Below are 25,268 nucleotides of genomic sequence, written 5' to 3'. Positions count from 1 at the left end.
CAGAGCCCTTGACGCCCGCCCTGCCGCCGCCTATCCCGAGCAGAGGTCGGGCCTGTAGCTCAATTGGTTAGAGCAGAGCGCTCATAACGCTTTGGTTGGGGGTTCGAGTCCCTCCGGGCCTACCAATGATTTAAAAGGTTAGAGAAATTCAAGTTTTTTGAGGAAAAGGGTCATAGAACCCATCCGCGCCGCCTTGAGACCTGATTTCCGGAATGACTAGGTCGGCCAATCAAAAGCTCTACTGCCTGGCACGGTTCAAATACCGACTGTAAGGCGTCTGGTTTTCGAATTTTTCTCCCGGATCTCTTTTTGAATCCTCGAGGAAAAGCCGGTAGAGTGCGCCACTTTTTCGATTTGGCCCACGAACATGGCAGAGCCATAGCCAATGAGATGCTTCGGGTTGGCCCTCATTGTGTGCTGAGCCGACAGCGCGATTTCAACCGAAATACGCTACGCGTTCCATTGAACGGTACCAATCCTGTCGATGTCGTAGCCGCCATAGGCGTTCGCCCGCGTTCGGAAGGCATCCGTGGCACAGAAGTTCATAAGCGACTGGAAAGGCGGCTCGAACCACGCCCTGCGGTCGACAAGCAAGGCGAACTCTTCCTCGATGACGTGTACAAACTCCAGCCCGTAGCTCCGCGCGACCGCTTCTAGCCCGAAAGTCGTCTCGGCCGCGCCGCGCCGAACCGCCTCCACCGCTTCGTCTTCAGTCCGGGCGACGTCAGCGAGGTCGAGCGCCGCAAGATCCACCCCCTCGCGCTCGGCCAGGTGTCGGAATAGCGTGTCGGTGCCCGACCCCGCCTGCCGCGGAACAAGCCGGACCCCGTCAAGATCGTGAAGTCCCGCCGGCACGCGCCCTCCGGGCCGGACGACGAGCCCGCGCCGACGTATCGCGAACCGGACGAGAACCGCGTTCTGGCGCGAGGCCGCCTTCGATACGGCAGGCACATTCCAGCGGTTGGTGTCAGCGTCAAGAATATGCAGGCCGGCTGCGATGCCCTCGCCGCTCGTGAAACGTTCGAGCCCGTCGTTCGAGCCGTCATGCAGCGTGGCCAGTCCGCATCCCGACTGTCGGATCGCCCAATCCAGCAAGGGATCGTGACTGCCAAGCATGATAGGCGTGCGCGATTTGGACGCGTCGCCTTGCGCGTCTCCGCCGCCACCGGACTGCGCCTTTTCGATCCATGTGCGGATCTCGTTTGCCGGAAACAGCAGCTTTCCCGTGGCGCGCGAACACGGCACGGCACCCGACGCGGCAAGGTCATAGACCTTGCGTTCCTTCAGGCGCAAAAGCTCGGCCAGTTCCTTGACAGTCAGGTATTCGTGGTCGGGAAGGTCGAGCTCGGTCATGGCGCCTGGATTTGTGTCTCGGGACGGCGGGTGCACCGCCGCCCCGACACGTCTATCAGTTTTTCGGTGCGTTGGGGAAGAACAGTTGCTGGTCGGCCACCTTGTAGGACCCGATTGCCTCCTGCCCCTCGTCCGAGACCAGCCAGTCGGCAAAGGTCTGTGCGGCGTCCACGTTCACGCTGGGGCATTTCTCGGGATTGACCGGGATCACGCCGTACTGGTTGAACATGTCCTCGTCGCCCTCGACCTGGATCGCGTAATCCTGTTTGTTGTCGAAGCTGATCCAGGTGGCGCGGTCGGTCATGACATAGGCGCCCATGCCGATGCCGGCGTTGAGCGTCGCGCCCATGCCCGAGCCCGTCTCGCGGTACCAGTCGCCGCTGGCCGCGGTGGGATCGACGCCGGTGTCGGACCAGAGCGCCATTTCCTTCTTGTGCGTGCCGCTGTCGTCGCCGCGCGAGGCAAAGAGCGCGCCTTCTTCAGCAATTTTGGACATCGCGCCCTGCACGTCTTCCATGCCGCCCACGCCCGCCGGGTCCTCGCCCGGGCCGACGATGACGAAATCGTTATACATCAGGTCCGTGCGCGAGGTGCCGAAGCCCGCCTCGACGAATTTCTCCTCGGATGGCTTGGCATGCACCAGCAGCACGTCGCCATCACAATTCTCGGCATTCTTGATGGCTTGACCCGTTCCCACGGCGACGACGTTCACCTGGATGCCGGCCTTGTCCTGAAAGATCGGCAGCAGGTAGTCGTAAAGCCCTGAATTTGCCGTCGATGTCGTGGACTGTACGATGATCGACTGGTCCTGCGCCCAGGCTCCTCCGGCCATGAGCAGCGCGACAGTGGCCGCACCGAATGTGTTCAATTTCATGATGAATACTCCCTTTCTTGAAGTCTTTCAGACGACGAGCTTGCCGTTCAGGTAATCCCTTGCCGCCTTACTTTGCGGTTCGGGAAAGAAATCGGCGGCGCGGCTGTGTTCTGTTACGCCGCCGCCGCTGAGAAACAGGATGTCGTCGGCCATGCGCCGCGCCTGCCCCATGTCATGGGTGACGAAAACGATGCGCACGCCGCGCGCGCTGGCCTCCCTGACGATCTCCTCAATGGCCAGCACGGACGCCGGATCGAGGCTGGCGGTGGGTTCGTCGAGAAACAGCACCTCGGGGTCGGCGGCCAATGCGCGGGCCAGCGCCAGCCGCTGCGCCTCGCCGCCCGACAACAGGCGCGCCGGCTGGTCGGCCTTGTGGCCCAGCCCGACGTGATCCAGGAGTGTATCGCGCCGCGCACGATCCTTGCCGCGCACCTTCAGCACGAAGTCGACGTTGGCGGCCACGGACCGCCGCAAGAGAACCGGCTTCTGGAACACCAGTGCCTGCCGCGCGGTGATGTCCTGCGGCCCCTGTCCGCTCCAGTCGATTGTTCCCGAAGTCGGGGCCATCAGGCCATGGAGCAGCTTGAGTAGCAGGCTTTTGCCCGCCCCGTTCGGACCCATGACCATGGTGCAGCCTTCCGGCTGCAGGTCGAAGCTCACTCCGTCGAGTATCGTTGTCTGGCCGAAACGCAATTCCAGGTCACGTACCGCGAGCGGCAGGATCGGCGCGGTCCGGGCGCGGGGCACAACGTGATCGGCTGATGAGGCTGCCGTATCAAACATAGGCTTGCCGCGCCGCTGTCATGCGGACCGATTGCACGGCGGCGTTGACGCCAAGCGCGATGACCAGAAGGATAATGCCGAGCGCCAGTGCCAGTGCCAGATCGCCCTTGGACGTCTCCAGCGCGATGGCCGTGGTCATCACCCGTGTCAGGTGGTCGATATTGCCGCCGACGATGATGACAGCGCCCACCTCGGCCACCGCGCGGCCGAAACCGGCAAGCCCCACCGTCAGCAGGGAATATCGTGCATCCCACAAAAGCGCCTGCACGGTCTGCAACTTCGTCAGGCAGAGCGAGCGGAACTGCTCGGCATATTCAGCATGCAGGTCTTCCAGCACCTGCCGCGAAAGGGCCGCGACGATGGGTGCGATCAGGATGGTCTGCGCGATGATCATCGCGGTGGGCGTGTAGAGCAGCCCGAGGAACCCCAAGGGGCCGGAGCGCGACAGGTGCAGGTAGACCAGCAGCCCCACCACCACCGGCGGCAAGCCCATCAGCGCATTCATCACGATCAGCACCGCGTTGCGCCCGGGAAACCGTCCGATGGCGATCAACGCCCCGATGGGCAGGCCGATCAGGCAGGCCAGCGCAGTGGCCGTCAGGCTCACGCGCAGCGACAGCAGCACGATTTCGATCAGATCCCCATCGCCCGAGGCGACGAGGTCGAGCGCGAGGCCGAAGGCTTCTCCCATGGACTGCAAAATTTCCCACCTTGCAAATCTTCCGTTCCCTCGCACACTATGCGATCCAACGGACAAAGTTCAAGCATCGCGGTGCCTGAAAAGAAATTCCACATACCAAGGAAAACCGATATGTTTCCTGCGCCCTGCTCGCGACTGCAAATTTTACGGACATGGCGATGAGTGGCAAGACCCTGCGCCCCGGCGAGGTAAAAGTTGCGACTCCACCGTCTGCCGATGCCGCGCTCCAGTTCATCGGGACCATCCGCACGCCATGGACACGGCGCGAGGACTGTCCACGTCAAGGCCGGCAGGACGGCCCCGAGTGCCGCATCGAACTGAATCCCGTATGGCACCCGGCTCTGGAGGGGCTGGAAGACTATGAGACCATCGAGGTGCTCTACTGGCTGGATCGCAGCCGTCGCGATCTTGTGCGGCAAAGCCCGCGCAGCGACGGATCGACCATCGGCACCTTCGCCCTGCGCTCTCCCGTGAGGCCCAATCCCATCGGCACGTCGCTTGTGCGGTTGGTGCGGATCGAGGGCGGCACGTTGATCGTGCGCGGGCTGGATTGCCTGGATGACACGCCGCTGATCGACCTCAAGCCCGACCGGTGCGCCTTTACCCCCATGGCACCGCCGAAACCCTGAGTATCCCGAATACAAAGAATGGAAGACAGACCATGCGACACGTATCCCTACTGGCAGCGGCCCTCGGCCTTGCGATGAGCGCCGCGCAAGCCCAAGACCTGTCCCTTTACGCTGCGGGCAGTCTCAAGGCCGCGCTGACGGACGTGGCCGCAGACTATGCCGAGGCCTACGATACGCCCGTCGCGACAAGCTTCGGCCCCTCCGGCCTGATGCGCGAGCGAATCGAGGCGGGCGAAACCGCCCATGTCTTCGCCTCTGCAAACATGCGCCACCCCCGGACACTGGAAAGCGCCGGCAAGGGCGGCCCCGTCGCGCTCTTTGCCCGCAATCGGCTTTGCGGGCTGGCGCGGCCCGAGGTGGAAGTGACGTCCGAAACGCTGCTCGACGTCATGCTGGACGAGAACACCCGCCTGGGCACGTCCACGCCCAAGGCGGATCCGTCAGGTGACTACGCGTTTCAGCTGTTCGAAAAGTCCGGCCATGCCGAGGCGTTGAAGACCAAGGCCCTGCAATTGACCGGCGGGCCGGACAGCGCCGCGCCGCCCGAGGGGCGCAACACCTATGCGTGGGTGCTGGACAGCGACCAGGCCGACCTGTTTCTGACATACTGCACCAACGCCGTGCTAGCCCGGAAAGAAGTGCCGGACTTGCAGATCGTGCAGATCCCGGAACCGCTGTCGGTCGGCGCGGATTACGGCCTGCTCGTGCTCGACGGCGCGCCGCCCGAGGCATGGAAGCTGGCACTGCACATCCTGTCACCGGCAGGCCAGGCCGTATTGGCGGAGTACGGGTTCGACGCCGCCGCGGTGCCGAAAGGAGAGTGACGTGAGATATCTGCTGCTGATGCTGATGGTGTTGGCGCTGCCGGTTCAGGCGCGCACGATCACCGACAGCGCCGGGCGCGTCGTGGATATCCCCGACGATGTGACCACCGTCTTCGCCGCCGGTCCACCCGCCGCCATCCTGCTCTACATCATGAAGCCCGAGGCGATGACGGGCTGGCCCCGCGCCCTGCGCCCCGAGGAGCGCGCCTATATCGCCGCGCCCCATCGCGATCTGCCCGAAACCGGCCGTCTGACCGGGCGCGGCGGCGAGGCGAACCTGGAGCGCGTGCTGCAGATCGAGCCCGACCTGATCCTCGATTTCGGCTCGGTCCGGGACACATATGTCGACCTTGCGGACCGTGTGCAGGACCAGACCGGCATCCCCTATATCCTGATCGACGGACGGTTCGAGAACACGCCCGCCGCTCTGCGCCTTCTGGGTGAGGCACTGGGTGTGCCGGAGCGCGGCGACGCCCTGGCGCAGGATGTGGAGGCGACGTTTGCCCGGATCGACGCCATTCTCGATGACGTCCCGGAAGAGGAGCGCCCCCGCGTCTACCTGGCCCGGGGTCCCGAGGGGCTGGAGACGGGCATGAAAGGGTCGATCAATACCGAGATCATCGAGCGCGCGGGCGGGCGCAACGTGGCGGATGATGGCGGCGCGACGCGCGGGCTGGTGCAGGCCTCGATGGAACAGGTGATCGTAGCCAACCCCGACACCATCGTGACGTGGGACCCGAACTTTTACGGCAAGGTTTTCGACGACCCGCTGTGGCAGGGGATCGACGCGGTCGAGGACGGGCGCGTCTTCCTGTCGCCCACCGCACCCTTCGGCTGGATCGACCGGCCGCCATCACTGAACCGGATGATGGGCCTGATTTGGATGGCCGGATTGTTGTATCCTGATCGGTGGGAGGGCGACCTGCGCGCGGAGACCCGCGACTTCTATGAACTCTATTATCATGTCGACCTGAACGACGAAGACCTTGAGAGGCTGCTGGTATGGGCCGAGGGACGACCGCCGAACTGAGGGGCTCAAAGCCCGGCCTGACCTTGACCGGTGGCCTTGCCCTGTGCGTGGCCGCGCTGGCGTTCGGCGCGGTCATGATCGGGCCCTTTGGCCTGTCCCCGGGCCAGACGCTGGCGGCATTGCTGGGGCAAGGCGAGCGGCAGGCGGAGATCGTGGTGTGGAACATCCGCCTGCCCCGCGTCGCGGCGGCGCTGCTGGTGGGGGCGGCGCTGGCGGCAGCGGGGGCCAGCTACCAGGCGCTTTTCCGCAACCCGCTGGTGTCGCCGGATATCTTGGGCGTGTCGGCCGGTGCCGGGCTTGGCGCGGTTGCCGGGATTTTCCTGTCGCTGCCGGTGGCGGCGATCCAGGCGTCGGCCTTTGTCGGCGGCATGGCAGCGGTGGGAATCGTGACGCTGGTGGCGTCGATGGTGCGCAACACGGACCGCACGCTGACGCTGGTGCTGATCGGGGTGGTGATCGGCGCGCTGGCCGGGGCGGCGACGTCGTTGCTGAAAGTCATGGCCGACCCCTATGACCAGTTGCCAGCGATCACCTTCTGGCTTCTGGGCTCGCTGGCCGCGATCACCACGGAGGATATCCTGCCCGCCCTGCCCATGGTGCTGATCGGCCTCGTGCCGCTGGCCCTGCTGCGCTGGCGGATCAACGTCCTGAGCCTTGGCGACGAGGAGGCGCGCGCGCTGGGGGTCGAGGCCGGGCGCACGCGGTTCCTGGTGATCGCCGCCGCCACGCTGATCACCGCGAGCGTCACGGCGCTGGCCGGCGTGGTGGGCTGGGTCGGGCTGGTGATTCCGCATATCGCGCGGATGCTCGTCGGGCCCGGCTTTGGGCGGCTCTTGCCCGCCTCTGTGCTGATCGGCGCGGGGTATCTGCTGATCGTGGACACGGCGGCGCGGACAATGGCGCAGGCCGAGGTGCCGTTGGGCATCCTGACCGCCGTGATCGGCGCGCCCTTCTTCGTGTGGTTGCTGGCCCGTGGCCGGCGGGGATGGTCGTGATGCTGGAGGCGCGGGAGCTGGTGATCGGCTACGGACGCACGCAGGTCGGCGCGGATCTGGGCCTGTCGGTTCAGGCCGGAGACATCCTGTGCCTGCTTGGCCCCAACGGCTGCGGCAAGACCACGCTCTTTCGCACCCTCCTGGGCCTGCTGCCTCAGCTGGCCGGTGAGGTGCGGCTTGGGGGCACCCCGATCACGTCACAGCGCCGGGCCGAGATTGCCCGGCGCATCGCCTATGTGCCTCAGGCTCATGCACCGCCATTTCCATTCGAGGCGCTGGAGGTCGTCCTGATGGGGCGCACCGCGCGACTCGGGCCATTGGCACAACCTGGAAAGGCGGATCGTGATGCCGCGCAAAACGCGATGGATCAGCTTGGGATCGGCGACCTTGCCGCGCGCGATTATTCGCGCCTGTCCGGCGGTCAGCGACAGCTTGTCCTGATCGCGCGGGCGCTGGCGCAGGATACACCGCTGATCGTCATGGACGAACCGACCGCAAGCCTCGATTTCGGGAACCAGGCGCAGGTGTTGGCGCGGATCGCCCGGCTGGCGCAGGGCGCGTCGTCCGAGCGGCGCGGGATCATCCTGTCGACCCATGACCCGGACCAGGCCTTTGCGCTGGATGCCCGCGTCCTGTTGATGCACCAGGGCCGGATCATGGCGGATGGCCCGGCCAGCGAGGTGCTGACCGGGCACAACCTGAGCACGGTCTACGGCATCCCCGTGACCATCGAGACCACCGGGTCAGGCCGCAAGGTCTGCCTGCCGTCCCTTCACCTTCAGTCGGACCCGACGATCACGTCCGACGCCTTGACGATTGCGTAGGCCGTCTTGCCGACCTCCAGCCCCAACTCCTCGACCGACGCATTGGTGATCATCGCCGTCACGGTGGTGCCGCCGCCAAGGTCGATCTGCACCGTGGCGTTGACCGCGCCCCTGTCGATGGCGGTCACGGTTCCGGGCATCTTGTTGCGTGCGCTGAGTTTCATGGCGGGTGTCTCCTGTCATCATGGTTTGCTTGCCTACGGTATGGTCAACAACCGCGATTTCAACTCTTTAGGACTGATTTCGCGTCGCGTTGGAAACGCGGAGGAATTGCGATGAGCCCGCACGCTCCAGATCGTTTTCGTTTTGACCTGCGCGAAGTGAACGGGGCCCTGGGGGACCTGGGCACGCTGCTGCCGCTGACCATCGGGGCCATCGCCCTTGTAGGGCTCTCGGCGACACAGGTGCTGCTGGGCTTCGGCCTGTTCTACATCGCCACCGGCCTGATCTACCGCCTGCCGGTCCCGGTTCAGCCGATGAAGGCCATCGTGGCCGTGGCGCTGGTGGCCGAGATCTCGCCCGCGTCCATCGCGCTCAGCGGGATGCTGATCGGTGCGGCGCTGCTATTGCTGGGAGGAACGGGCGTCATAGACCGGATCGCGCGGCTGGTGCCGCAATCGGTGCTGACCGGGCTTCAGCTGGGGCTGGGCCTGGGGCTGGCCTGGATATCGCTCGGGCTGATGGCCGGGCAGCCGCTGATCGGGGTGGTGTCCCTCGGGCTTGCGGCTGCGGCGTTGCGGCTGGGGGCACATGCGGCATTGATGACGCTGGGTTTCGGCGTGGCGGCGGGCCACTTCATCGGGCATGAGGCCCTGCCCGATCTGTCGGGCGCTGCGGCCATGGGCTGGTTGGCGCCGGTTCCAGACCTTGAGGATATGCGGATCGCCATTGCCGACCTCGCCCTGCCACAACTTGCCCTGACCCTGACCAACGCCGTTTTCCTGACCGCGCTTGTTGCGCAGGACAGTTATGGCGCGCGCGCCGCGCGGGTGACGCCCAGGCGCCTGTGCGTGACCTCGGGTGCAGCAAACCTGGTCCTGTCTCCTTTCGGAGCCTTGCCGATGTGCCACGGGGCCGGGGGCGTGGCGGCGCATCACCGTTTCGGCGCACGCAGCGGGGGCGCGCCGGTGATGCTGGGGGCCGCGCTTCTGGCGGTGGCTCTGCTGCCGCAAGACTTGCGGCACACGGCGTTGTTGGCCGTCCCGTCTGCAACGCTGGGAGCCTTGTTGCTGATTGCCGCGGTCGAACTTGCCGCCAATCGCCGGCTTTTCGATGCCAGACCCTCTTGCAGGCCCGTCATCGCGATCACCGCGCTCGCGACGCTTCTGGGCAACCCGCTGATCGGGCTGGTCCTCGGGACGCTTGCCGAGGCGGTCCGGAAGGCCATTCTTGCCCGTCTGTCGGGCCAAAAAGCGGATCAACCGGAATGACGACGCCACAGTTTCGGGTCCTGGTTTCGAGAACGCCGCGTCGGGAAGAACACCCATCATTCACGAATTCTATCAGGATGGCCGATTTCGATTGGCTTTATGCATATGATTGACAAGCTCGAAATGTTCATCGCCGTGGCCAAGGAAGGCCATTTCGGTCGCGCGGCCTCCGGCCTGGGCATCACCCAGCCGACCCTGTCGAACGGGATCAAGACGCTGGAGGATCACCTTGGCGTGCAGTTGATTTTTCGCGGGTCGCGATTTGGCGGGCTGACGCCGGAAGGCCAGACCGCGCTGGACTGGGCCAGGAAGATCGTCGGGGACACGCGGCAACTGCGCGAGGAAATGCGCGTCAAGCGGGATGGCTTGTCGGGGCAGTTGCGCATCGCCGTCATTCCGACGGCCCTGACGGTGGCGGCGCGGCTCTGTCAGCGCTTCAATGCCAAGCATCCGAAAGTGCATTTCACCATATTGTCGCGCACGTCGATCGAGATCATGTCGATGCTCGACAACCTGGAGATTGATGCAGGCATTTCCTATCTCGACAACGAACCGATGGGGCGGGTCAGCACCGAGCCGCTTTATGAGGAACGCTACATGCTCGTGTGCACGAACAACTCCCCCTTTGCGAACCGGCATGACGTGGCCTGGGAGGAGTTGTCGGGTAAAAAGCTTTGCCTGCTGACCCCGGACATGCAGAACCGGCGGATCATCAACAGGAATTTCTCCGCGGCCAACGTCTCGCCCGAGACATGTATCGAATCCAATTCGACGATCGTCCTGGTGGCCAATGTCGAATCCGGCGGTTACCTGACAGTGCTTCCCGAGGAGCTGGCACGCTTCCTCGTGGCCGGAAAGGCCCTGACTGTCGTGCCGCTGACAGGGCGCGAGCCGTCGCACGCGGTCGGCCTCGTGGCTCCTTACCGAGAGCCGCATACCCCTGTTCTGGATGCTCTTTTGCGCACGGCGAGGAAACTGTCGAAAGCGGTTTGATAGCCTATCCCTATCGGTCGACCGATCTGCGATATTGTTGTCGGCCCGCACCTTCTGTCTGCTTGAAACAATAACATGCAGGAGGTTAGCCCATGCCATCAGCCGCCCCCACACCCACCGAAGACGAGCTTGCCGCGGTCATCGACGCGAATGCCGGCCTGGAAGGCCCGTTACTGCCGATACTGCACGCGCTGCAGGAAAATTTCGGCCACATTCCGCAGCCGGCCATGCAGATGATCGCGGATCGTCTCAACATCACCAAGGCCGAGTTGCATGGTGTCATCAGCTTCTACCACGACTTCCGCAAAGCCCCTGCCGGGCGTCATGTTCTGAAGATCTGCCGCGCCGAGGCCTGCCAGGCTATGGGCGGCAACGCACTGGCCGAAGAGACGCTGGCAAAGCTGGGGCTGGACTGGCACGGCACCTCAATCAACGGTGCCGTCACGGTCGAGCCGGTCTATTGCCTTGGCCTCTGTGCCTGCGGCCCGGCCGCGATGATGGACGACCGATGCGTGGGCCGGGTGGACCGCAGCCGCATGGATGCGCTGCTGGCGGAGGTGGGCGCATGAAGATCTATGTTCCCATGGATAGCGCCGCCAAGGCGCTGGGCGCCGACGAGGTTGTCGCCGCCCTGAAACAGGCCGCGCCCGAGGCGCAGATCATCCGCACCGGCACCCGTGGCATGATCTGGTTGGAACCGCTTGTCGAGGTCGAGATCGAGGGCATCCGCCACGGTTTCGGCCCCGCGACGCCGCAGGACGCGGCGGCCATTCTCGATGGCAGCAGCGCCAAGGCGCTCGGCCCGGTGGACGAGCTCGACTGGATGAAGCGCCAGACACGGCTGACCTTTGCCCGCGTCGGCGTGATCGATCCGCTGTCGCTGGACGCCTACGAGGCGCATGGCGGCCTCGCCGGGCTAAAACGTGCTCTATCGATGACCGGCCAGCAGGTCGTGGACGAGGTCAAGACCTCCGGCCTGCGCGGCCGCGGCGGCGCTGGGTTCCCGACGGGGATCAAGTGGCAGACCGTGCACGACGCGGACGCGCCGCAGAAATACATTGTCTGCAATGCCGACGAGGGCGACAGCGGCACCTTTGCCGACCGCATGATCATGGAGGGCGACCCCTTCACCCTGATCGAGGGCATGGCCATCGCCGGACTGGGGGTCGGCGCAACCAAGGGATATGTCTATCTGCGCTCCGAATACCCGGATGCCATCGCGGTGATGACCCGCGCGGTCGAGATAGCCCGCGCCGAAGGCGTCCTAGGCGAGAATATCCTCGGGTCGCCGCACAGCTTTGACATGGAGATCCGCAAGGGTGCCGGCGCTTATGTCTGCGGCGAGGAAACCTCGCTGCTGAACTCGCTCGAAGGCAAGCGCGGGGTCGTCCGCGCCAAGCCGCCGCTTCCGGCGCTCGAAGGGTTCCTGGGCCGGCCCACTGTCGTGAACAACGTCATCAGCCTGGCCACCGTGCCGGTGATCTTCGAGAAAGGCGCCGAGCATCACGCCAGCTTCGGCATCGGCAAATCGCGCGGCACCATCACGCTTCAGATCGCGGGCAACGTGGCGCGCGGCGGCCTGTTCGAGACCGGATTCGGCGTGACGCTGGGCGAGGTTATCGACGACCTTGCCGGCGGCACGGCCACCGGTCGCCCGTTCAAGGCGGTGCAGGTCGGCGGGCCGCTCGGCGCCTACATGCCGCAGTCGAAATTCGACGCGCCCATGGGATACGAGGAATTCGGCGCCGAGGGCGGGCTCATTGGCCATGCCGGGCTGGTGGTGTTCGACGACACCGCCGACATGCTGGGCATGGCGCGCTTCGCGATGGAATTCTGCGCCGTGGAAAGCTGCGGCAAGTGCACCCCCTGCCGGATCGGCGCGGTGCGCGGGGTGGAAACCATCGACCGCATCGCGCGCGGCGACGCCGACGCCGTGACCATCCTCACCGATCTTTGCGAGACGATGACCGACGGGTCTCTTTGCGCGCTGGGCGGCTTCACGCCCTACCCTGTCATGTCCGCGCTCACCCACTTCCCCGATGAATTCTCGACCACGAAGGAGGCCGCAGAATGAAAGACCTGATCATTCCCGACGACCGCGACATGGGCACCCCCGCCAAGACGGGCGAGCCCGTGACCCTGACCATCGACGGCTTCGAGGTGACCGTGCCCGAAGGCACCAGCGTGATGCGCGCGGCGGTCGAGGCAGGCATCCAGGTGCCCAAGCTTTGTGCCACCGACAGCCTTGACGCGTTCGGCTCCTGCCGCCTCTGCGTGGTGGAGATCGAAGGCCGGCGCGGCACGCCCGCCTCTTGCACCACGCCCGTCGCCCCCGGCATGGCCGTGCACACCCAGTCGAAGAAAGTGCGCAAGATCCGCACCGGGGTGATGGAGCTTTATATCTCGGACCACCCGCTGGATTGCCTGACCTGCTCGGCCAATGGCGATTGCGAGTTGCAGGACATGGCGGGCGCCGTGGGCCTGCGCGACCAGCGCTACGAGGCCGGGCGCAACCACTACGACGCCAAGGGCGGCACGCTGGCGCAGGGCGATACCCGTGCCCGTGCCCCGGAGGGCGACAAGGGCAATCCCGAGTATATCCCGGCGGACACGTCAAACCCCTATTTCAGCTATGACCCCAGCAAGTGCATCGTCTGCAACCGTTGCGTCCGCGCCTGCGAAGAGGTGCAGGGCACCTTTGCCCTGACGATCGAGGGTCGCGGTTTCGAGTCCCGTGTCAGCGCGGGCACCGCTGAGGACGATTTCCTCGCCTCGGATTGCGTCAGCTGCGGCGCCTGCGTGCAGGCCTGCCCCACCGCGACGCTGCAGGAAAAATCCGTGATCGAGATGGGCACGCCAGACCGCTCGGTCGTGACCACCTGCGCCTATTGCGGCGTCGGCTGTTCCTTCAAGGCCGAAATGCAGGGCGATGAGCTGGTCCGCATGGTGCCCTACAAGCACGGCAAGGCGAACCGGGGGCATTCCTGCGTCAAGGGGCGCTTTGCCTATGGGTATGCCCATCACAGCGACCGCATCCTGAACCCGATGATCCGCGACCGGGTGGACGAGCCCTGGCGCGAGGTCAGTTGGGATGAGGCGCTGGACTTTGCCGCGTCGAAAATGCTGAGGTTGCAAGAGACATACGGCAAGAAATCCATCGGCGTCATTACCTCCAGCCGCTGCACCAACGAGGAAACCTACCTGGTGCAGAAACTGGCGCGCTCGGTCTTCGGCAACAACAACACCGATACCTGCGCCCGCGTCTGCCACTCGCCCACCGGCTACGGGCTGGGCCAGACCTTCGGCACCTCCGCCGGCACGCAGGATTTCGACAGCGTCGAAGACACCGACGTGATCATCGTCATCGGCGCCAACCCGACCGACGGCCACCCCGTCTTTGCCAGTCGCATGAAAAAGCGCCTGCGCCAGGGGGCGAAGCTGATCGTGATCGATCCGCGCCGGATCGACCTGGTGAAGTCGGCCCATATCGAGGCCGCACATCACCTGCCCCTTCGGCCCGGCACCAATGTCGCCGTGGTCACTGCGCTGGCGCATGTCATCGTGACCGAGGGGCTTATGGATCAGGACTTCATTCGCAGCCGCTGCGACTGGGAAGAGTTCCAGGAATACGCGGCTTTCGTGTCGGACCCGCGCCACAGCCCCGAGGCGACCGCGCTGCTGACCGGCGTAGATCCGCAGGCATTGCGCGCGGCGGCGCATCTCTATGCGACGGGCGGCAACGGCTCGATCTATTACGGCCTCGGCGTCACCGAGCACAGTCAGGGTTCGACCACCGTGATGGGCATCGCCAACCTCGCCATGCTGACTGGCAATCTTGGCCGGCGCGGCGTGGGCGTGAACCCCTTGCGCGGACAGAACAACGTGCAGGGCGCCTGCGATATGGGGTCCTTCCCGCACGAACTGCCGGGCTATCGCCACGTCAAGAACGCCGACGTGCGCGAGATGTTCGAGGCGCTCTGGGGCACCGAAGTCGACCCCGAGCCGGGCCTGCGTATCCCCAACATGCTGGACTGCGCGGTCGACGGCACCTTCAAGGGCCTCTACTGTCAGGGCGAGGACATCCTGCAATCGGATCCTGACACCAAGCATGTCGCGGCGGGCCTTGCGGCGATGGAATGCGTTATCGTGCATGACCTCTTCCTGAACGAGACGGCCAACTACGCGCATGTGTTCCTGCCCGGCTCCACCTTCCTGGAAAAGGAAGGCACCTTCACCAATGCCGAGCGCCGCATCAACCGTGTGCGCGAAGTGATGAAACCGCTCAACGGCTATGCCGACTGGGAGGTGACGCAGCTGCTGGCCAACACGATGCTGAAGAAATCCGGGCGTGCGGAATGGACCTATACCCATCCCGCCCGCATCATGGAGGAAATCGCGGCCACCACGCCCTCTTTCGCCGGGGTCGATTACGCCCTGCTGGAAACCAGGGGCAGCGTGCAATGGCCCTGCAACGAGGAGCACCCCGAGGGCACGCCGCTGATGCACGTGGACAGCTTCATGCGCGGCAAGGGCAAGTTCATCATCACCGAGTACGTGGCGACCGATGAAAGAACCGGACCGCGCTTCCCGCTGTTGCTGACCACCGGGCGCATCCTGTCGCAATACAACGTGGGCGCCCAGACACGGCGCACGGAGAACACCGTCTGGCACGAAGCCGACGTGCTGGAGATCCACCCGCATGACGCCGAGAACCGCGGCGTGAACGAAGGCGACTGGGTCAAGCTGGCCAGCCGCTCGGGCGAGACGGCGCTGCGGGCGACGATCACGGACAGGGTCAGCCCCGGCGTGGTCTACACCACCTTCCACCACCCCGACACCCAGGCCAACGTCATCACCACGGATTTCTCGGACTGGGCCACGAACTGTCCCGAGTTCAAGGTAACGGCGGTGCAGGTCAGCCCCTCGAACGGGCCGACCGACTGGCAGGAGGACTACGCGGCACAGGCCGCGCAGGCCCGCCGCATCCTTCCGGCGGCGGAATGATGGCCTTGGGTTTTTCTCCCTGCCAAAGCCGCTCGGGATTGTCTGTACAGGCAGAGGGCGCGCACATGGTCAGGCGCGCTCTTCCCGAGGAACTGCCAGTCGCGCTGGTCTTCGACGGTTCGACCCAGGCGGTGATGATGGCCACACCGGACGATATCGCGGATTTCGCCCATGGATTCGCCGTGACCGAGGGAATCGTGACAGACCTCGCCCAGATCGAAAGCTTCGAGGTCGCCAGCCATGAGCGCGGCATCGAGGCCCGTTTCTGGCTGCGGGCGGACCGACGCGAGGCGCTGGCGGCACGCCGCCGTTTCATGGCCGGGCCGGTGGGCTGCGGGCTGTGCGGAATCGACTCGCTGGATCAGGCGGTACGCGACGTACCATGCGTGGCACATGTCGGCCCGACCTTCAGCCGGGACGACATTGCCCATGCCGCCGACGCGCTGGCCAATATCCAGCCCCTGCACCGCCGCACCCGCGCGACCCATGCGGCGGGCTTCGTCCTGCCGGGCAAGGGCGTTGTCATGGCGCGCGAGGATGTTGGCCGCCACAACGCGCTCGACAAGCTGATCGGTGCGCTCTGGCGGGCGGGGCGTGACCCGTCGGCGGGCGCTTTCGTCATGACCAGCCGCCTTTCGGTCGAGCTGGTGCAGAAATGCGCCATGGCCGGCTGCGGCACGCTGATCGCCGTCTCCGCCCCCACGGCCCATGCCATGCGCCTGGCCGATACGGCCGGTATCACGCTGGCCGCCTTTGCCCGCGGCGGCGGTTTCGACCTGTATTCCAACCCACACCGCATTACCCACGAGGTACCTGATGTCGCCTGATAAACTGGTCATGATGGCCAACCAGATTGCCACGTTCTTCAAATCCCAGCCCGGTAACGACCAGGCCGAACGGGTCGCGAACCACCTGCAGGATTTCTGGGACCCGCGAATGCGTCGCCAATTCTGCGAGTACGTGGAAAACGGTGGCGAGAACGTCGATGATATAGCGAGAAAGGCGGCAGGGCTGATCACTTGAGTCGAGCTCAAGATGTCTCATTGGTCTCGCACGAAGAGCGCGGCGGTGTACTGGCTGGACGTTATACCGCCGTTTGAATTTCCCCAGCGGTGAGCGGCAGGGGCAATTCCGAATTGCGCCAGATGCACTTTTTGCTGCGCCAGCCTTTACTAAATGGATTGAAAGTTAAATAGTCCGCTCGGACACACGTCCCTCATAACGCTTTGGCTGGGGGGTCGAGCCCCGCCGGGCCTACCAGTACAACCCCGACGAGAGGCACCATGCGCACCCCCCTGACGATCCTTGCAGCCCTAGGTTTTCTTTCCGCCTGTGCCGACACCACGCCGGTCACGGCATTCACCTCGGACATCTACGAGGTCTACGGGGTGGAAGACGGCGACATGCTGAAGCTGCGCGGTGGACCGGGCCTGGGGTTCGAAACGCGCGTGGGGCTGCCCAACGGAACGTTGGTGCGGGTGCGTGACTGTAATCGGGTCGGTGGCACGCGCTGGTGCGAGGTGGCGCTGGACCGGGCGCCCGGTCTGACGGGATACGCATCGGAGACATATCTGCGGCCACGCTCGTAATCGCTGAAGCACTGGCGCCGGCGCAGTGTTCGGCGCAAAAAAGACTAGACAATACGTATTTTCCATTCCGGAAACTCCAAAAGTTTCCGGGCGGTTTTCCTTTGAAGAAGGCGGCTTACCTCGCTGCACCCATGGCGAGCAAAACTAAACTGTTGGTTTCACTTTTCACCTGCATTATGTGACGGCCCAACTGCCCGTCCGTTGCCAGGAGCCTGTTCATGCGCCGTCCACTGCCTGCTTTTCTTTCCTGCCTGCTGTCGCTGCTGATCGCCACGGCCGTCGCCGCGCAGGACGAAGACCCGTCCAAACAAGCAGACGCACCACCCAAGCCGGTCAAGCTGATGACGCTGTCGAGCGAGCCCGTTACGGTGCGCCGGCAGTTTTTCGGTCAGGTGGCGGCGCGGCAGACCGTCGATCTTGCCTTCCAGGTGCCTGGCAAGCTCGAGATGCTGGAGGCGGAGGAAGGCGCGCGCAAGGCTGAAGGCGCCGAGATCGCGCAGCTGGACCTGTCGGGATACCGGCGCGCCGTGGCCGAGGCGGAGGCCAATTTCGAGAAGGCGCAGCGCGATGCCGATCGGCTGGAGACGCTGCGCGGACAGGCGGTGAGCGAGGTGCAGGTCCAGGATGCGCAGACCCAGCTGCGGCTGGCCGAGATCGCGCTCAACAGCGCCCGGGAAGACCTGGAGCACGCGACGCTGCGCGCGCCCTTCGACGCGCTGATCGCCAAGCGGCTGGTGGCCAATTTCCAGACGGTTCAGGCCGGCACACCGGTGGTCCGGCTGCATGACGTGTCGGAAATTCGGGTCGATATCCAGGTGCCGGAAATTCTGTTCCGGAAGGCCGGGGCCGATGACGATGTCGCGTTCTTCGCCGAGCTCCCGGGGGACGGACGCCGCTATGACCTTGCGTTGCGGGAATTCGAGACCGAGACTTCGGCCACCGGGCAGACCTATACGATCACGCTGGCCTTTATCGAGAATCCCGGCGCCTTCGTCTTTCCGGGCGCGTCGGTCACGGTCTACACCGCCGTCGAGGGGCCGGGGAAGACAGGCGTCATCCTGCCGGAGACCGCGCTGGTCTACGACCCTGAAGGCAATGCCGCGGTCATGGTCTTCGAGGACGGAAAGGTCACGGCGCACGCCGTCGAGATCGAGGTGCACGAGGACAGCCGCATCTACATGACCGAAGGCCCCGCCGACGGCACCCGGATCGTCGAGACCGGCGCCGCGCAACTGCGCGACGGCCAGAGCGCCCGTCCCTTTACCCGCATCGGGGAGTAGGCCCATGTCCATTGCGCGCGCCTCGATCGACAGGTCGTTGATCACGTGGATCCTGATGCTGACCTGTCTGATGGGCGGGATCTGGGGATTTGCCACGATCGGCCGGCTGGAAGACCCGGCCTTCACCATCAAGAACGCCATCGTGATCACGCAGTATCCCGGCGCCTCGGCCGAACAGGTGGCGCGAGAGGTCAGCGAACCGATCGAGTCCGAGATCCAGAAGATGGGCGAGATCGACTTCATCACCTCGTCCAACAAGCCGGGAATCAGCCGGATCTCGGTGAACATCGAGAGCACCTATGACGGCACGGAACTGCCCGCGATCTGGACCAAGCTGCGCAACCGGGTCCAGGACGCCACGCGCAACCTGCCGTCCGAGGCCGCGCGTCCGATCGTCAACGACAATTTCGGCGACGTGTTCGGGGTGTTCTATGCCTTTACCGCCCCCGGCTTTTCCGATGCGGAAGTGCACGAGATATCGGAGTACCTGAGGCGCGAATTGCTGGCTGTGGAGGGCGTGGCCGACGTGGCGCTGGCGGGCCTGCCGTCGGAGGCGGTTTACGTTAACGCGCGGACCTCGATCATCAGCAACCTGGGCGTCAGCCCCGACGCCATCGCCGGTGCCCTGTCGCAGGCCGACACCCGCACGCCCGCCGGCAGTTTCCGGCAGAACGGGCAGGATATCCGCATCCAGGCGCCCGTGGGGTCGGACACCGTGGACGAGATCGCCAACCTGACCATTGGAGTGGGCGGCGACGTGATCGACCTTTTGGACCTCGCGCAGGTCGAGCGTGACCGGGTCGCGGAACCGACCGAGATTATCCGGTTCCAAGGCACGGAGGCGTTCACGCTGGGGGTCGCTGGCAAGGCGGATCTCAATATTGTGGACGTCGGCAAGCGGGTGGATGCGCGGCTGGCCGAACTGATGCGCGACGTACCTGCCGGGGTGGAACTGCACCCGATCTACCAGCAGCACGTGGTGGTGGACGAGGCATCGAACGATTTCCTGCTGAACCTGGCCATGTCGGTGACGATCGTGGTGCTGGTGCTTGCGGTCTTCATGGGCTGGCGCTCGGCCGTGGTGGTGGGGTCGACACTGCTTCTGACGGTGGTGGGCACGGTGTTCCTGATGGCCATCTTCGGGATCGAGATGGAGCGGATTTCGCTGGGGGCGCTGATCATCGCGATGGGGATGCTGGTGGACAACGCCATCGTGGTGGCCGAGGGGATGCAGGGCGACATGGCGGGCGGCAAGTCCGCACGCGATGCGGCCGAGGACGTGGCCGGCAAGACCCAGACGCCCCTGTTGGGTGCGACGGTGATCGGGATCATGGCCTTTGCAGGCATTGGCCTGAGCCCCGACGCCACGGGCGAGTTCCTGTTCTCGCTTTTCGCGGTGATCGGAATGTCGCTGCTCTTGTCCTGGGTGCTGGCGATCACCGCGACGCCGCTTCTGGGGCATTACTTCTTCAAGGTGGGCAGTGGCGACGCTCATGACCCCTATGCCGGGCCGCTCTTCCGCGCCTACCGCGCGGTGCTGTCCGGCGCGCTGCGGGTGCGCTACCTGGTGATCCTGGCGCTGATCGGGGTGACGGTGGTGTGCTACATGGGATTTGCGCAGGTCAAGCAGCAGTTCTTTCCCGATTCCAACACGCCGCTGTTCTACGTGCATTACAAGCTGCCCCAGGGCGCCAGTATCCATCGCGTGTCGGAGGACATGGCCCAGGTCGAGGCGTGGCTGGCCGAGCGCGACGACGTGGTGTCGGTGGCCACCTTCATCGGTGGCGGCGCGACGAGGTTCATGCTGACCTACGCCCCCGAGGAGGCGCTGCCGACCTATGGCCACCTGATCATCCGCACCGAGACCCTGGAGCAGATCCCGTCGCTGCGGGCGGATGTCGAGGAATTTGGCCGGACCGCCCTGCCCGAGGGCGAGTTCCGCACGGAGCGGCTGGCCTTCGGCCCCGGTGGCGGGGCGCCTATCGAGGCGCGGTTCTCGGGGCCCGACCCCGATGTGCTGCGGCAGCTGGCCGATGAGGCGGCAGGAGTCATGGTCGGTGCGTCAGACCGGCTGGTAGATCTGCGCACCAACTGGCGCGAGCGGGAACTGACGCTGGTGCCGCGATTCGCCGATGAGCGGGCCAAGGCGGCGGGTGTTGCGCGCGACGACCTGGCCCAGGCGCTTCAGTTCGGGACCGAGGGCGTGCAGGTGGGGTTCTACCGCGAGCAGGACCGGCTGATCCCGATCATCATGCGGGCCGACAGCGCCGGGGGTGAGGGCGCGGAACACCTGGCCGACCTGCCGGTCTATTCCGACGCGGCGCAAGCCTATATCCCGGTGGCGCAGATCACCGACGGGTTCGGGTGGGAAGCACAGAACACGTTCCTTGTGCGGCGCGACAGGGTCCCGACGATATCGGTTCAGGCCGGGGTGCCCGCGGGCGAGAATGCCGCCAGCGTCTTTGGTCAGCTGCGCGGCGCGGTCGAAGCGATGGATCTGCCCGAGGGCTATGCGCTGGAATGGGGCGGCGAATACGAAAGCTCGACCGAAGCGCAGACGGCATTGGGCAAACAGTTGCCGATATCGTTGATCATCATGGTGCTGATCTCGGTTCTGCTGTTCGGCAAGATCCGCCAGCCGGTGATCATCTGGCTGCTGGTGCCGATGAGCGTCAACGGCGTGGTGATCGGCCTGTTGGGCACCGGCCTGCCGTTTTCGTTCACGGCGCTGCTGGGGCTGCTGAGCCTGTCGGGGATGCTGATCAAGAATGGCATCGTACTGGTCGAGGAGATCGACCTTGTACGTGCCGACGGCGTGCCTTTCCGGCAGGCCGTGCTGGATGCGTCAACCTCGCGCCTGCGGCCCGTGGTGCTGGCGGCGGCGACGACGATCCTGGGGATGATCCCGCTCTTGTGGGACGCGTTCTTTGCCTCGATGGCGGTGACGATCATGGGCGGGCTGGGATTCGCCTCGGTGCTGACGCTGGTGGCCGCGCCGGTCTTTTATTACAGCTTCTTTCCCAAGGAGCGAAAGGCCGACGCCGCCGCAACAGCCTGACACCGGGCCCCTGCCCCCGGCCCTGATCGTGGCCCGACGCCTGTCAGCGCCCGATCACCAGGTCGACTTGCAACCCGCCAAGGCGCTCGCTGCTTCCCAGGCGCAGCGTGCCGCCATGGGCGCGGGCGATATCCATCGCGATGGCCAGGCCCAGCCCGACCCCGGTGCCGAGGTTCTGGTTGCGGGCCTCGTCCAGCCTGGCGAAGGGTTTGAGCGCCTCTTCGCGCTGCGACTGCGGGATGCCGGGGCCGTCATCCTCGACACGAATGCGCAGGGCACGGTCGGTCAGCTGGACCGACACCTCGGCCCTTTTGCCGTAGCGCACGGCGTTTCCGATCAAATTCTCGACCGCGCGCCGCACTCCGCCGGGGCGCAGTGCCACATCGCCCTGCCCTTCGCAGGGGCCAAGCTCGACGGCCTTTCCGGCACGCTGGAACTCCTCGACGATCCGCGCGACGAGGGCCTGCGGATCGGTGGGCTCGGGTGTCGTTTCCTGCGCACCGCGGGCGAAATCGAGGAATTCGGTGATCAGGCGTTCCATGTCGGACACGTCCTTTTCCATCGGGCCGCGATCCTCGGCGTCGAGCATCGAAAGGGCCAGTTTCAGCCGCGTGATTGGCGTGCGCAGATCGTGGCTGACCCCCGACAACATCAAGGTGCGCTGTTCGATCTGGCGCTCTATACGGGCGCGCATGTCAAGGAAGGCTGCCCCCGCCGCGCGCACCTCGGTCGAGCCCGACGGCCGATAAGCGACGTGGCGGCCGCGACCGAACGCCTCGGCCGCACTGGCCAGGCGTGTGATCGGGCGCAGCTGATTGCGCAGGTAGAAATAGGCGATGATCGTCATCAGCGCAGCGAAGAAGAACATGTAAACCAGCAGTTGATGCGGGTTGGAGGCCGACACGCGCCGACGGTCGAAGGTCAGCCGCACACCCTCGTTCTGCATGGCGAAATACAGGTGCACAACCTGGTCATCGGGCAGCTCGAGCGCGTGCAGCATCGGCAGAAGCCGGTTAAACTCGGCAATCACGTAGCCGCCTGTGAAGTCGTACCAGCGGCGGCTGTCGCCTTCGGGGAGCGCGTCGAGCGGCATTTCCTCGACCGAGATACGCAGGTTCCGCGCCAACCGCGAGTCGCCGATTTCGGACGGTGGCAGATCGGCGTCGAGCAGAACCACGACCTCGCGGCTGGCGGTGCGGGTCATCTGCTTGGTCACACCTTCGAAATGGCGCTGCACGAAGACGATCGAGACCACCAGCATCAAGGTGATCACCGGCAGCAGCAGGATCGCGATGGCGCGACCGTAAAGCGACCGGGGCATATAGGGTTTGAGCCAGCGAAAGGACATGCGCTAAACCTATCCGCGACGATCAGGATCGGAAAGAGCCAAGCATATGGATGAAGACCGCCCCACACCCGGCGTCGCCGAGGAACTTTCGCCGGGCCTGCGACGGGTACTCGCCGACAACCCCTCGCCGATGACCTACTGGGGGACGAATACCTACCTGGTGGGTACGCGCGACATCGCGGTGATAGACCCCGGACCCGACGATGCGGCACATCTGGCCGCCATACTGGGCGCGTTGACCCCGGGACAAAAGGTGAGCCACGTGCTGGTCACGCACAGCCACGTCGATCATTCGCCGCTGGCGCATCGGCTGGCGCGCGAGACGGGCGCGCAGGTGCACGGCTTCGGACCGTCGGTAGCTGGGCGCAGCGCCATCATGAAGCGGCTGGCCGCATCAGGACTCGAGGATGCCGGCGAAGGCGTGGAGGCCGGCTTCACCCCGGACGTCGCGTTGAGCGATGGCACGGTGATCGAAGCCGAGGGTTGGGCGCTGGAGGCACTCTGGACCCCTGGGCATCTTGGCAACCACATGGCCTTTGCCCTGGGCGACATTGTGTTTTGCGGTGACCTGGTAATGGGCTGGTCCAGTTCGCTGGTGGCGCCGCCGGACGGAGACCTGACGGATTTCATGGCCTCCTGCCGTCGATTGAGAGCCCGCGGTGCAAAGGTGTTTCATTCGGGTCACGGCGCGCCGATCAAGGACCCGATGGAGCGGCTCGACTGGCTGCTCGCGCACCGCGAGGGGCGCGAAGCGTCGATCCTAGGTGCGCTGCGCGACGGCCCGGCAGACGCACAAACCCTGGCGCGGCGTATCTACACCGACACGCCCGTCGCGCTACTTGGCGCGGCCGCAAGAAACGTTCTGGCGCATCTCATTGATCTTCATGGAAGAAACCTGGTTGTCCCGGATGGAAACCTGACCGCGACCTCGCGTTTCGAATTATTGTGAAGGCGGCGAAATTTTTGTCACAATCCCTCTGGACGCCGCCAGACGAGGTTGCTATATCCGCCCCCGGTATTCCGGCGTAGCTCAGCGGTAGAGCAGTTGACTGTTAATCAATTGGTCGTAGGTTCGATCCCTACCGCCGGAGCCAAAATCTCTCAATAATATCAGAGATATAGGCAGCAGGCCGCTTCAGGCGGCCTCTCGCCTTTTGGCTTGAATCGCCACGGAGTCGCCACCGTGCGCACGATGCAACGTGGTGCGGCATCGCGCACGGTGAATGCGTCTCGCTCGGGCTTCCTCACCGCCGCGCAACCGATTTCCGTTTGAAATTCCGGGCGTTTGCCGAAATCCTGAGAATCCCGCCCCGAGGCGCCGAGCGCAGGAGACCGCATGTCCGAAGTGATGAAAGCCCTGAGAGGCAGCGCCGATCCGTTGGAAAACGATCTCGCCCGGGTTTACGATCATTGGCAGGAGGTCAAGCGCAGCCAAGGCCAGCGGGCGGGCCTCGGGTATGAGCCCCGGGACATCAACGCATTGGGCGTGGTCTCGGTGATTTCCAGCCGGGTCTCGAACGCCTCTGCCGGGTTCGAGGAGATTGACCCGGATCAGAGCTATGAAGCCTTGGTCATCAAATACCCGGAACGGTTCACCCCGGACGTGATCGCCGCCGCGCATGAACGGTTGAAGCTCGGGGCGAGCAAGGTTCAGGAGTTCCGGCGGCAGGACATTCAGTTTTTCCTCAAATCCAGCGCAATTGAGCTTTTCGGAGAGCCGGGCGTTCGCCCGACCGCCGAAAGCTGGGTCGGTCGGGATGCAGCTTTGCCCGAGCTTCACAAAGAGAACAGCTATGCCGACGACATTTTGACCAAGGGCTTCCGGGGCCTCGTGTGGCTACATGAGCAGGAGAAAGACGGCGAGCGCGGGCGGGGTTTGACGGCCGTGGTCGAGTTCGGCCCCATGCAGCCGGATCGCCGCGCCCGGGTGCTGGACGCGGTGTTCTTCGAGCGCCCGGTGGGGAAAGAACTCTTGGAAGCGCAGAAGGATGACGGCACTTTCATTGCCAGCATCGGAGCGAGCCGCCACAGCCGGATTTGGCCGATCTCGGATAGCGACGTGGACTCGCTACTGTCCGCCGTTCGGGAAAAGGCCCACAAAATCGCGCAATACGAGAACCAGAACCCGGACCCGCACGAGCCTCTTAACCTTGAGAAGGTCGAAGACGCCACCGCCCTACGTCAAGTGGTCCTGCGGCGATACCAGAGCGCGTTCCGGCAGGCCCTATTGAGCAAACGGCCGAACCGCTGCGCGATAACCGGGACGAGCGAGCTTTCGGTTCTGGAAGCCGCCCATATCATCCCCTATGCCGAGCGGTTTGCCGACCGGGACAAGCCCGAGAACGGCCTTCTGTTGCGGAGCGACATTCACAAGCTCTTTGACGCACACCTGATTTCGATCAACCCTGAAACCAAGGCTATCGAGGTTTCAGACCGGATCGCATCGCCGGATTACCAGAGCCTTCGCGGCAAAACCGTCACAGATGAAGTCTCCCCCAAGAGCCTCGGATTCCACTTCGAGAACTTCCGAAAACAGCACCTTTAGCGACATGAG

General features: G+C 64.9%; 23 protein-coding genes and 2 tRNA genes. 19 read left to right on the top strand and 6 right to left on the bottom strand.

Annotated elements, in window-relative coordinates; genetic code table 11:
• The first annotated feature begins 48 nt into the window (after nt 1-48).
• Nucleotides 49-125 (top strand) — tRNA-Ile (locus tag C2I35_RS00365).
• Nucleotides 126-450: 325 nt separating this feature from the next.
• Here the strand turns inward: C2I35_RS00365 and C2I35_RS00360 are convergent.
• The 4 genes from C2I35_RS00360 to C2I35_RS00345 are packed head-to-tail and all read right to left on the bottom strand — an operon-like array spanning nt 451 to nt 3,710.
• A complete protein-coding gene (locus C2I35_RS00360; RefSeq protein WP_103761060.1) occupies nt 451-1,353 on the bottom strand; it encodes a substrate-binding domain-containing protein in 903 nt (300 codons plus the stop codon).
• A 55-nt stretch (nt 1,354-1,408) separates the two neighbouring features.
• Complete coding sequence (locus tag C2I35_RS00355) at nt 1,409-2,227, bottom strand: ABC transporter substrate-binding protein (RefSeq protein ID WP_103761059.1); 819 nt, start codon at nt 2,225-2,227, stop codon at nt 1,409-1,411.
• Between the two features lie 27 nt (nt 2,228-2,254).
• A complete protein-coding gene (locus tag C2I35_RS00350; RefSeq protein ID WP_103761058.1) occupies nt 2,255-3,010 on the bottom strand; it encodes an ATP-binding cassette domain-containing protein in 756 nt (251 codons plus the stop codon).
• Nucleotides 3,003-3,710, bottom strand: coding sequence for an ABC transporter permease (locus C2I35_RS00345; protein WP_371931571.1), 708 nt, complete (start codon nt 3,708-3,710; stop codon nt 3,003-3,005). Before C2I35_RS00345 ends, C2I35_RS00350 begins: the two co-directional genes overlap by 8 nt.
• 158 nt (nt 3,711-3,868) lie before the next feature.
• Between C2I35_RS00345 and tsaA the strand changes: the two genes are divergently transcribed.
• Genes tsaA through C2I35_RS00320 form a run of 5 tightly spaced genes read left to right on the top strand, consistent with a single transcriptional unit; the run spans nt 3,869 to nt 8,012 of the window.
• Entirely contained in the window at nt 3,869-4,339 is a 471-nt protein-coding gene (gene tsaA, locus C2I35_RS00340) for a tRNA (N6-threonylcarbamoyladenosine(37)-N6)-methyltransferase TrmO (RefSeq protein WP_103761833.1), read from the top strand.
• A gap of 32 nt (nt 4,340-4,371) precedes the next feature.
• Nucleotides 4,372-5,163, top strand: a complete 792-nt coding sequence (locus tag C2I35_RS00335; protein WP_103761056.1) for a molybdate ABC transporter substrate-binding protein — start codon at nt 4,372-4,374, stop codon at nt 5,161-5,163.
• Nucleotide 5,164: 1 nt separating this feature from the next.
• Nucleotides 5,165-6,193 (top strand): iron ABC transporter substrate-binding protein, encoded by a 1,029-nt coding sequence (locus C2I35_RS00330; protein ID WP_211286087.1) that lies wholly within the window; start codon nt 5,165-5,167, stop codon nt 6,191-6,193.
• Nucleotides 6,166-7,188: a FecCD family ABC transporter permease gene (locus C2I35_RS00325; protein WP_103761055.1), complete on the top strand. Its 1,023-nt coding sequence runs from the start codon at nt 6,166-6,168 to the stop codon at nt 7,186-7,188. The genes C2I35_RS00330 and C2I35_RS00325 overlap by 28 nt, the downstream gene beginning before the upstream one ends.
• Nucleotides 7,188-8,012, top strand: a complete 825-nt coding sequence (locus C2I35_RS00320; protein ID WP_211286086.1) for an ABC transporter ATP-binding protein — start codon at nt 7,188-7,190, stop codon at nt 8,010-8,012. Before C2I35_RS00325 ends, C2I35_RS00320 begins: the two co-directional genes overlap by 1 nt.
• Here C2I35_RS00320 and C2I35_RS00315 read toward each other — a convergent pair.
• Nucleotides 7,967-8,176, bottom strand: coding sequence for a TOBE domain-containing protein (locus tag C2I35_RS00315; protein WP_103761054.1), 210 nt, complete (start codon nt 8,174-8,176; stop codon nt 7,967-7,969). The two genes, C2I35_RS00320 and C2I35_RS00315, sit on opposite strands and share 46 nt — an antisense overlap.
• A 111-nt stretch (nt 8,177-8,287) precedes the next feature.
• Here C2I35_RS00315 and C2I35_RS00310 point away from each other — a divergent pair, with 111 nt between their 5' ends.
• The 10 genes from C2I35_RS00310 (at nt 8,288) to C2I35_RS00265 (ending at nt 21,366) form a co-directional block, all read left to right on the top strand.
• Nucleotides 8,288-9,442 (top strand): putative sulfate/molybdate transporter, encoded by a 1,155-nt coding sequence (locus C2I35_RS00310; protein WP_103761053.1) that lies wholly within the window; start codon nt 8,288-8,290, stop codon nt 9,440-9,442.
• A 105-nt stretch (nt 9,443-9,547) separates the two neighbouring features.
• Nucleotides 9,548-10,435 (top strand): LysR family transcriptional regulator, encoded by an 888-nt coding sequence (locus C2I35_RS00305; RefSeq protein ID WP_103761830.1) that lies wholly within the window; start codon nt 9,548-9,550, stop codon nt 10,433-10,435.
• A 92-nt stretch (nt 10,436-10,527) separates the two neighbouring features.
• Entirely contained in the window at nt 10,528-11,004 is a 477-nt protein-coding gene (locus C2I35_RS00300) for a formate dehydrogenase subunit gamma (RefSeq protein ID WP_103761052.1), read from the top strand.
• The gene (locus tag C2I35_RS00295) at nt 11,001-12,509 is read left to right on the top strand and encodes a formate dehydrogenase beta subunit (protein ID WP_103761051.1); all 1,509 of its coding nucleotides are present in this window, start codon (nt 11,001-11,003) and stop codon (nt 12,507-12,509) included. The genes C2I35_RS00300 and C2I35_RS00295 overlap by 4 nt, the downstream gene beginning before the upstream one ends.
• Complete coding sequence (gene fdhF / locus C2I35_RS00290; protein WP_103761050.1) at nt 12,506-15,439, top strand: formate dehydrogenase subunit alpha; 2,934 nt, start codon at nt 12,506-12,508, stop codon at nt 15,437-15,439. Before C2I35_RS00295 ends, fdhF begins: the two co-directional genes overlap by 4 nt.
• Nucleotides 15,436-16,266, top strand: coding sequence for a formate dehydrogenase accessory sulfurtransferase FdhD (fdhD, locus tag C2I35_RS00285; protein ID WP_103761049.1), 831 nt, complete (start codon nt 15,436-15,438; stop codon nt 16,264-16,266). Before fdhF ends, fdhD begins: the two co-directional genes overlap by 4 nt.
• Nucleotides 16,256-16,462: a formate dehydrogenase subunit delta gene (locus C2I35_RS00280; protein WP_103761048.1), complete on the top strand. Its 207-nt coding sequence runs from the start codon at nt 16,256-16,258 to the stop codon at nt 16,460-16,462. The genes fdhD and C2I35_RS00280 overlap by 11 nt, the downstream gene beginning before the upstream one ends.
• 260 nt (nt 16,463-16,722) lie before the next feature.
• A complete protein-coding gene (locus C2I35_RS00275) occupies nt 16,723-17,028 on the top strand; it encodes an SH3 domain-containing protein (RefSeq protein ID WP_103761047.1) in 306 nt (101 codons plus the stop codon).
• 218 nt (nt 17,029-17,246) lie between these two features.
• Complete coding sequence (locus C2I35_RS00270; RefSeq protein ID WP_103761046.1) at nt 17,247-18,308, top strand: efflux RND transporter periplasmic adaptor subunit; 1,062 nt, start codon at nt 17,247-17,249, stop codon at nt 18,306-18,308.
• Between the two features lie 4 nt (nt 18,309-18,312).
• Nucleotides 18,313-21,366 carry an efflux RND transporter permease subunit gene (locus C2I35_RS00265; RefSeq protein ID WP_103761045.1) on the top strand — a complete coding sequence of 1,018 codons (3,054 nt, stop codon included), beginning with the start codon at nt 18,313-18,315 and terminating at the stop codon, nt 21,364-21,366.
• Nucleotides 21,367-21,409: 43 nt separating this feature from the next.
• Here C2I35_RS00265 and C2I35_RS00260 read toward each other — a convergent pair whose 3' ends face one another.
• Nucleotides 21,410-22,714, bottom strand: coding sequence for an ATP-binding protein (locus tag C2I35_RS00260; RefSeq protein WP_103761044.1), 1,305 nt, complete (start codon nt 22,712-22,714; stop codon nt 21,410-21,412).
• 46 nt (nt 22,715-22,760) lie between these two features.
• Here C2I35_RS00260 and C2I35_RS00255 point away from each other — a divergent pair, with 46 nt between their 5' ends.
• The 3 genes from C2I35_RS00255 to C2I35_RS00245 all read left to right on the top strand — a co-directional run bounded on the left by C2I35_RS00255 (nt 22,761) and on the right by C2I35_RS00245 (nt 25,259).
• Nucleotides 22,761-23,663, top strand: coding sequence for an MBL fold metallo-hydrolase (locus C2I35_RS00255; RefSeq protein ID WP_103761043.1), 903 nt, complete (start codon nt 22,761-22,763; stop codon nt 23,661-23,663).
• Between the two features lie 70 nt (nt 23,664-23,733).
• Nucleotides 23,734-23,808 (top strand) — tRNA-Asn (locus C2I35_RS00250).
• A gap of 242 nt (nt 23,809-24,050) precedes the next feature.
• Nucleotides 24,051-25,259, top strand: coding sequence for an HNH endonuclease (locus C2I35_RS00245; RefSeq protein ID WP_103761042.1), 1,209 nt, complete (start codon nt 24,051-24,053; stop codon nt 25,257-25,259).
• The last annotated feature ends 9 nt before the right edge of the window (nt 25,260-25,268 follow it).

Source organism: Roseovarius confluentis, from assembly GCF_002917925.1.
In the GTDB taxonomy this organism is placed as follows: domain Bacteria; phylum Pseudomonadota; class Alphaproteobacteria; order Rhodobacterales; family Rhodobacteraceae; genus Roseovarius; species Roseovarius confluentis.
This window is presented reverse-complemented; position numbering and strand designations above follow the sequence as displayed.

Bases quoted from the DNA above. Each gene is read 5' to 3' on its own strand.
- C2I35_RS00255 (WP_103761043.1), top strand. From the start codon at position 22,761: ATGGATGAAGACCGCCCCACACCCGGCGTCGCCGAGGAACTTTCGCCG.
- C2I35_RS00295 (WP_103761051.1), top strand. From the start codon at position 11,001: ATGAAGATCTATGTTCCCATGGATAGCGCCGCCAAGGCGCTGGGCGCC.
- C2I35_RS00320 (WP_211286086.1), top strand. From the start codon at position 7,188: ATGCTGGAGGCGCGGGAGCTGGTGATCGGCTACGGACGCACGCAGGTC.
- fdhF (WP_103761050.1), top strand. From the start codon at position 12,506: ATGAAAGACCTGATCATTCCCGACGACCGCGACATGGGCACCCCCGCC.
- C2I35_RS00310 (WP_103761053.1), top strand. From the start codon at position 8,288: ATGAGCCCGCACGCTCCAGATCGTTTTCGTTTTGACCTGCGCGAAGTG.
- C2I35_RS00300 (WP_103761052.1), top strand. From the start codon at position 10,528: ATGCCATCAGCCGCCCCCACACCCACCGAAGACGAGCTTGCCGCGGTC.
- C2I35_RS00275 (WP_103761047.1), top strand. From the start codon at position 16,723: ATGCGCACCCCCCTGACGATCCTTGCAGCCCTAGGTTTTCTTTCCGCC.
- C2I35_RS00270 (WP_103761046.1), top strand. From the start codon at position 17,247: ATGCGCCGTCCACTGCCTGCTTTTCTTTCCTGCCTGCTGTCGCTGCTG.
- C2I35_RS00315 (WP_103761054.1), bottom strand. From the start codon at position 8,176: ATGAAACTCAGCGCACGCAACAAGATGCCCGGAACCGTGACCGCCATC.
- C2I35_RS00260 (WP_103761044.1), bottom strand. From the start codon at position 22,714: ATGTCCTTTCGCTGGCTCAAACCCTATATGCCCCGGTCGCTTTACGGT.
- C2I35_RS00245 (WP_103761042.1), top strand. From the start codon at position 24,051: ATGTCCGAAGTGATGAAAGCCCTGAGAGGCAGCGCCGATCCGTTGGAA.
- C2I35_RS00325 (WP_103761055.1), top strand. From the start codon at position 6,166: ATGGGCCGAGGGACGACCGCCGAACTGAGGGGCTCAAAGCCCGGCCTG.
- C2I35_RS00335 (WP_103761056.1), top strand. From the start codon at position 4,372: ATGCGACACGTATCCCTACTGGCAGCGGCCCTCGGCCTTGCGATGAGC.
- tsaA (WP_103761833.1), top strand. From the start codon at position 3,869: ATGAGTGGCAAGACCCTGCGCCCCGGCGAGGTAAAAGTTGCGACTCCA.
- C2I35_RS00360 (WP_103761060.1), bottom strand. From the start codon at position 1,353: ATGACCGAGCTCGACCTTCCCGACCACGAATACCTGACTGTCAAGGAA.
- C2I35_RS00305 (WP_103761830.1), top strand. From the start codon at position 9,548: ATGATTGACAAGCTCGAAATGTTCATCGCCGTGGCCAAGGAAGGCCAT.
- C2I35_RS00280 (WP_103761048.1), top strand. From the start codon at position 16,256: ATGTCGCCTGATAAACTGGTCATGATGGCCAACCAGATTGCCACGTTC.
- C2I35_RS00355 (WP_103761059.1), bottom strand. From the start codon at position 2,227: ATGAAATTGAACACATTCGGTGCGGCCACTGTCGCGCTGCTCATGGCC.
- C2I35_RS00350 (WP_103761058.1), bottom strand. From the start codon at position 3,010: ATGTTTGATACGGCAGCCTCATCAGCCGATCACGTTGTGCCCCGCGCC.
- C2I35_RS00265 (WP_103761045.1), top strand. From the start codon at position 18,313: ATGTCCATTGCGCGCGCCTCGATCGACAGGTCGTTGATCACGTGGATC.
- fdhD (WP_103761049.1), top strand. From the start codon at position 15,436: ATGATGGCCTTGGGTTTTTCTCCCTGCCAAAGCCGCTCGGGATTGTCT.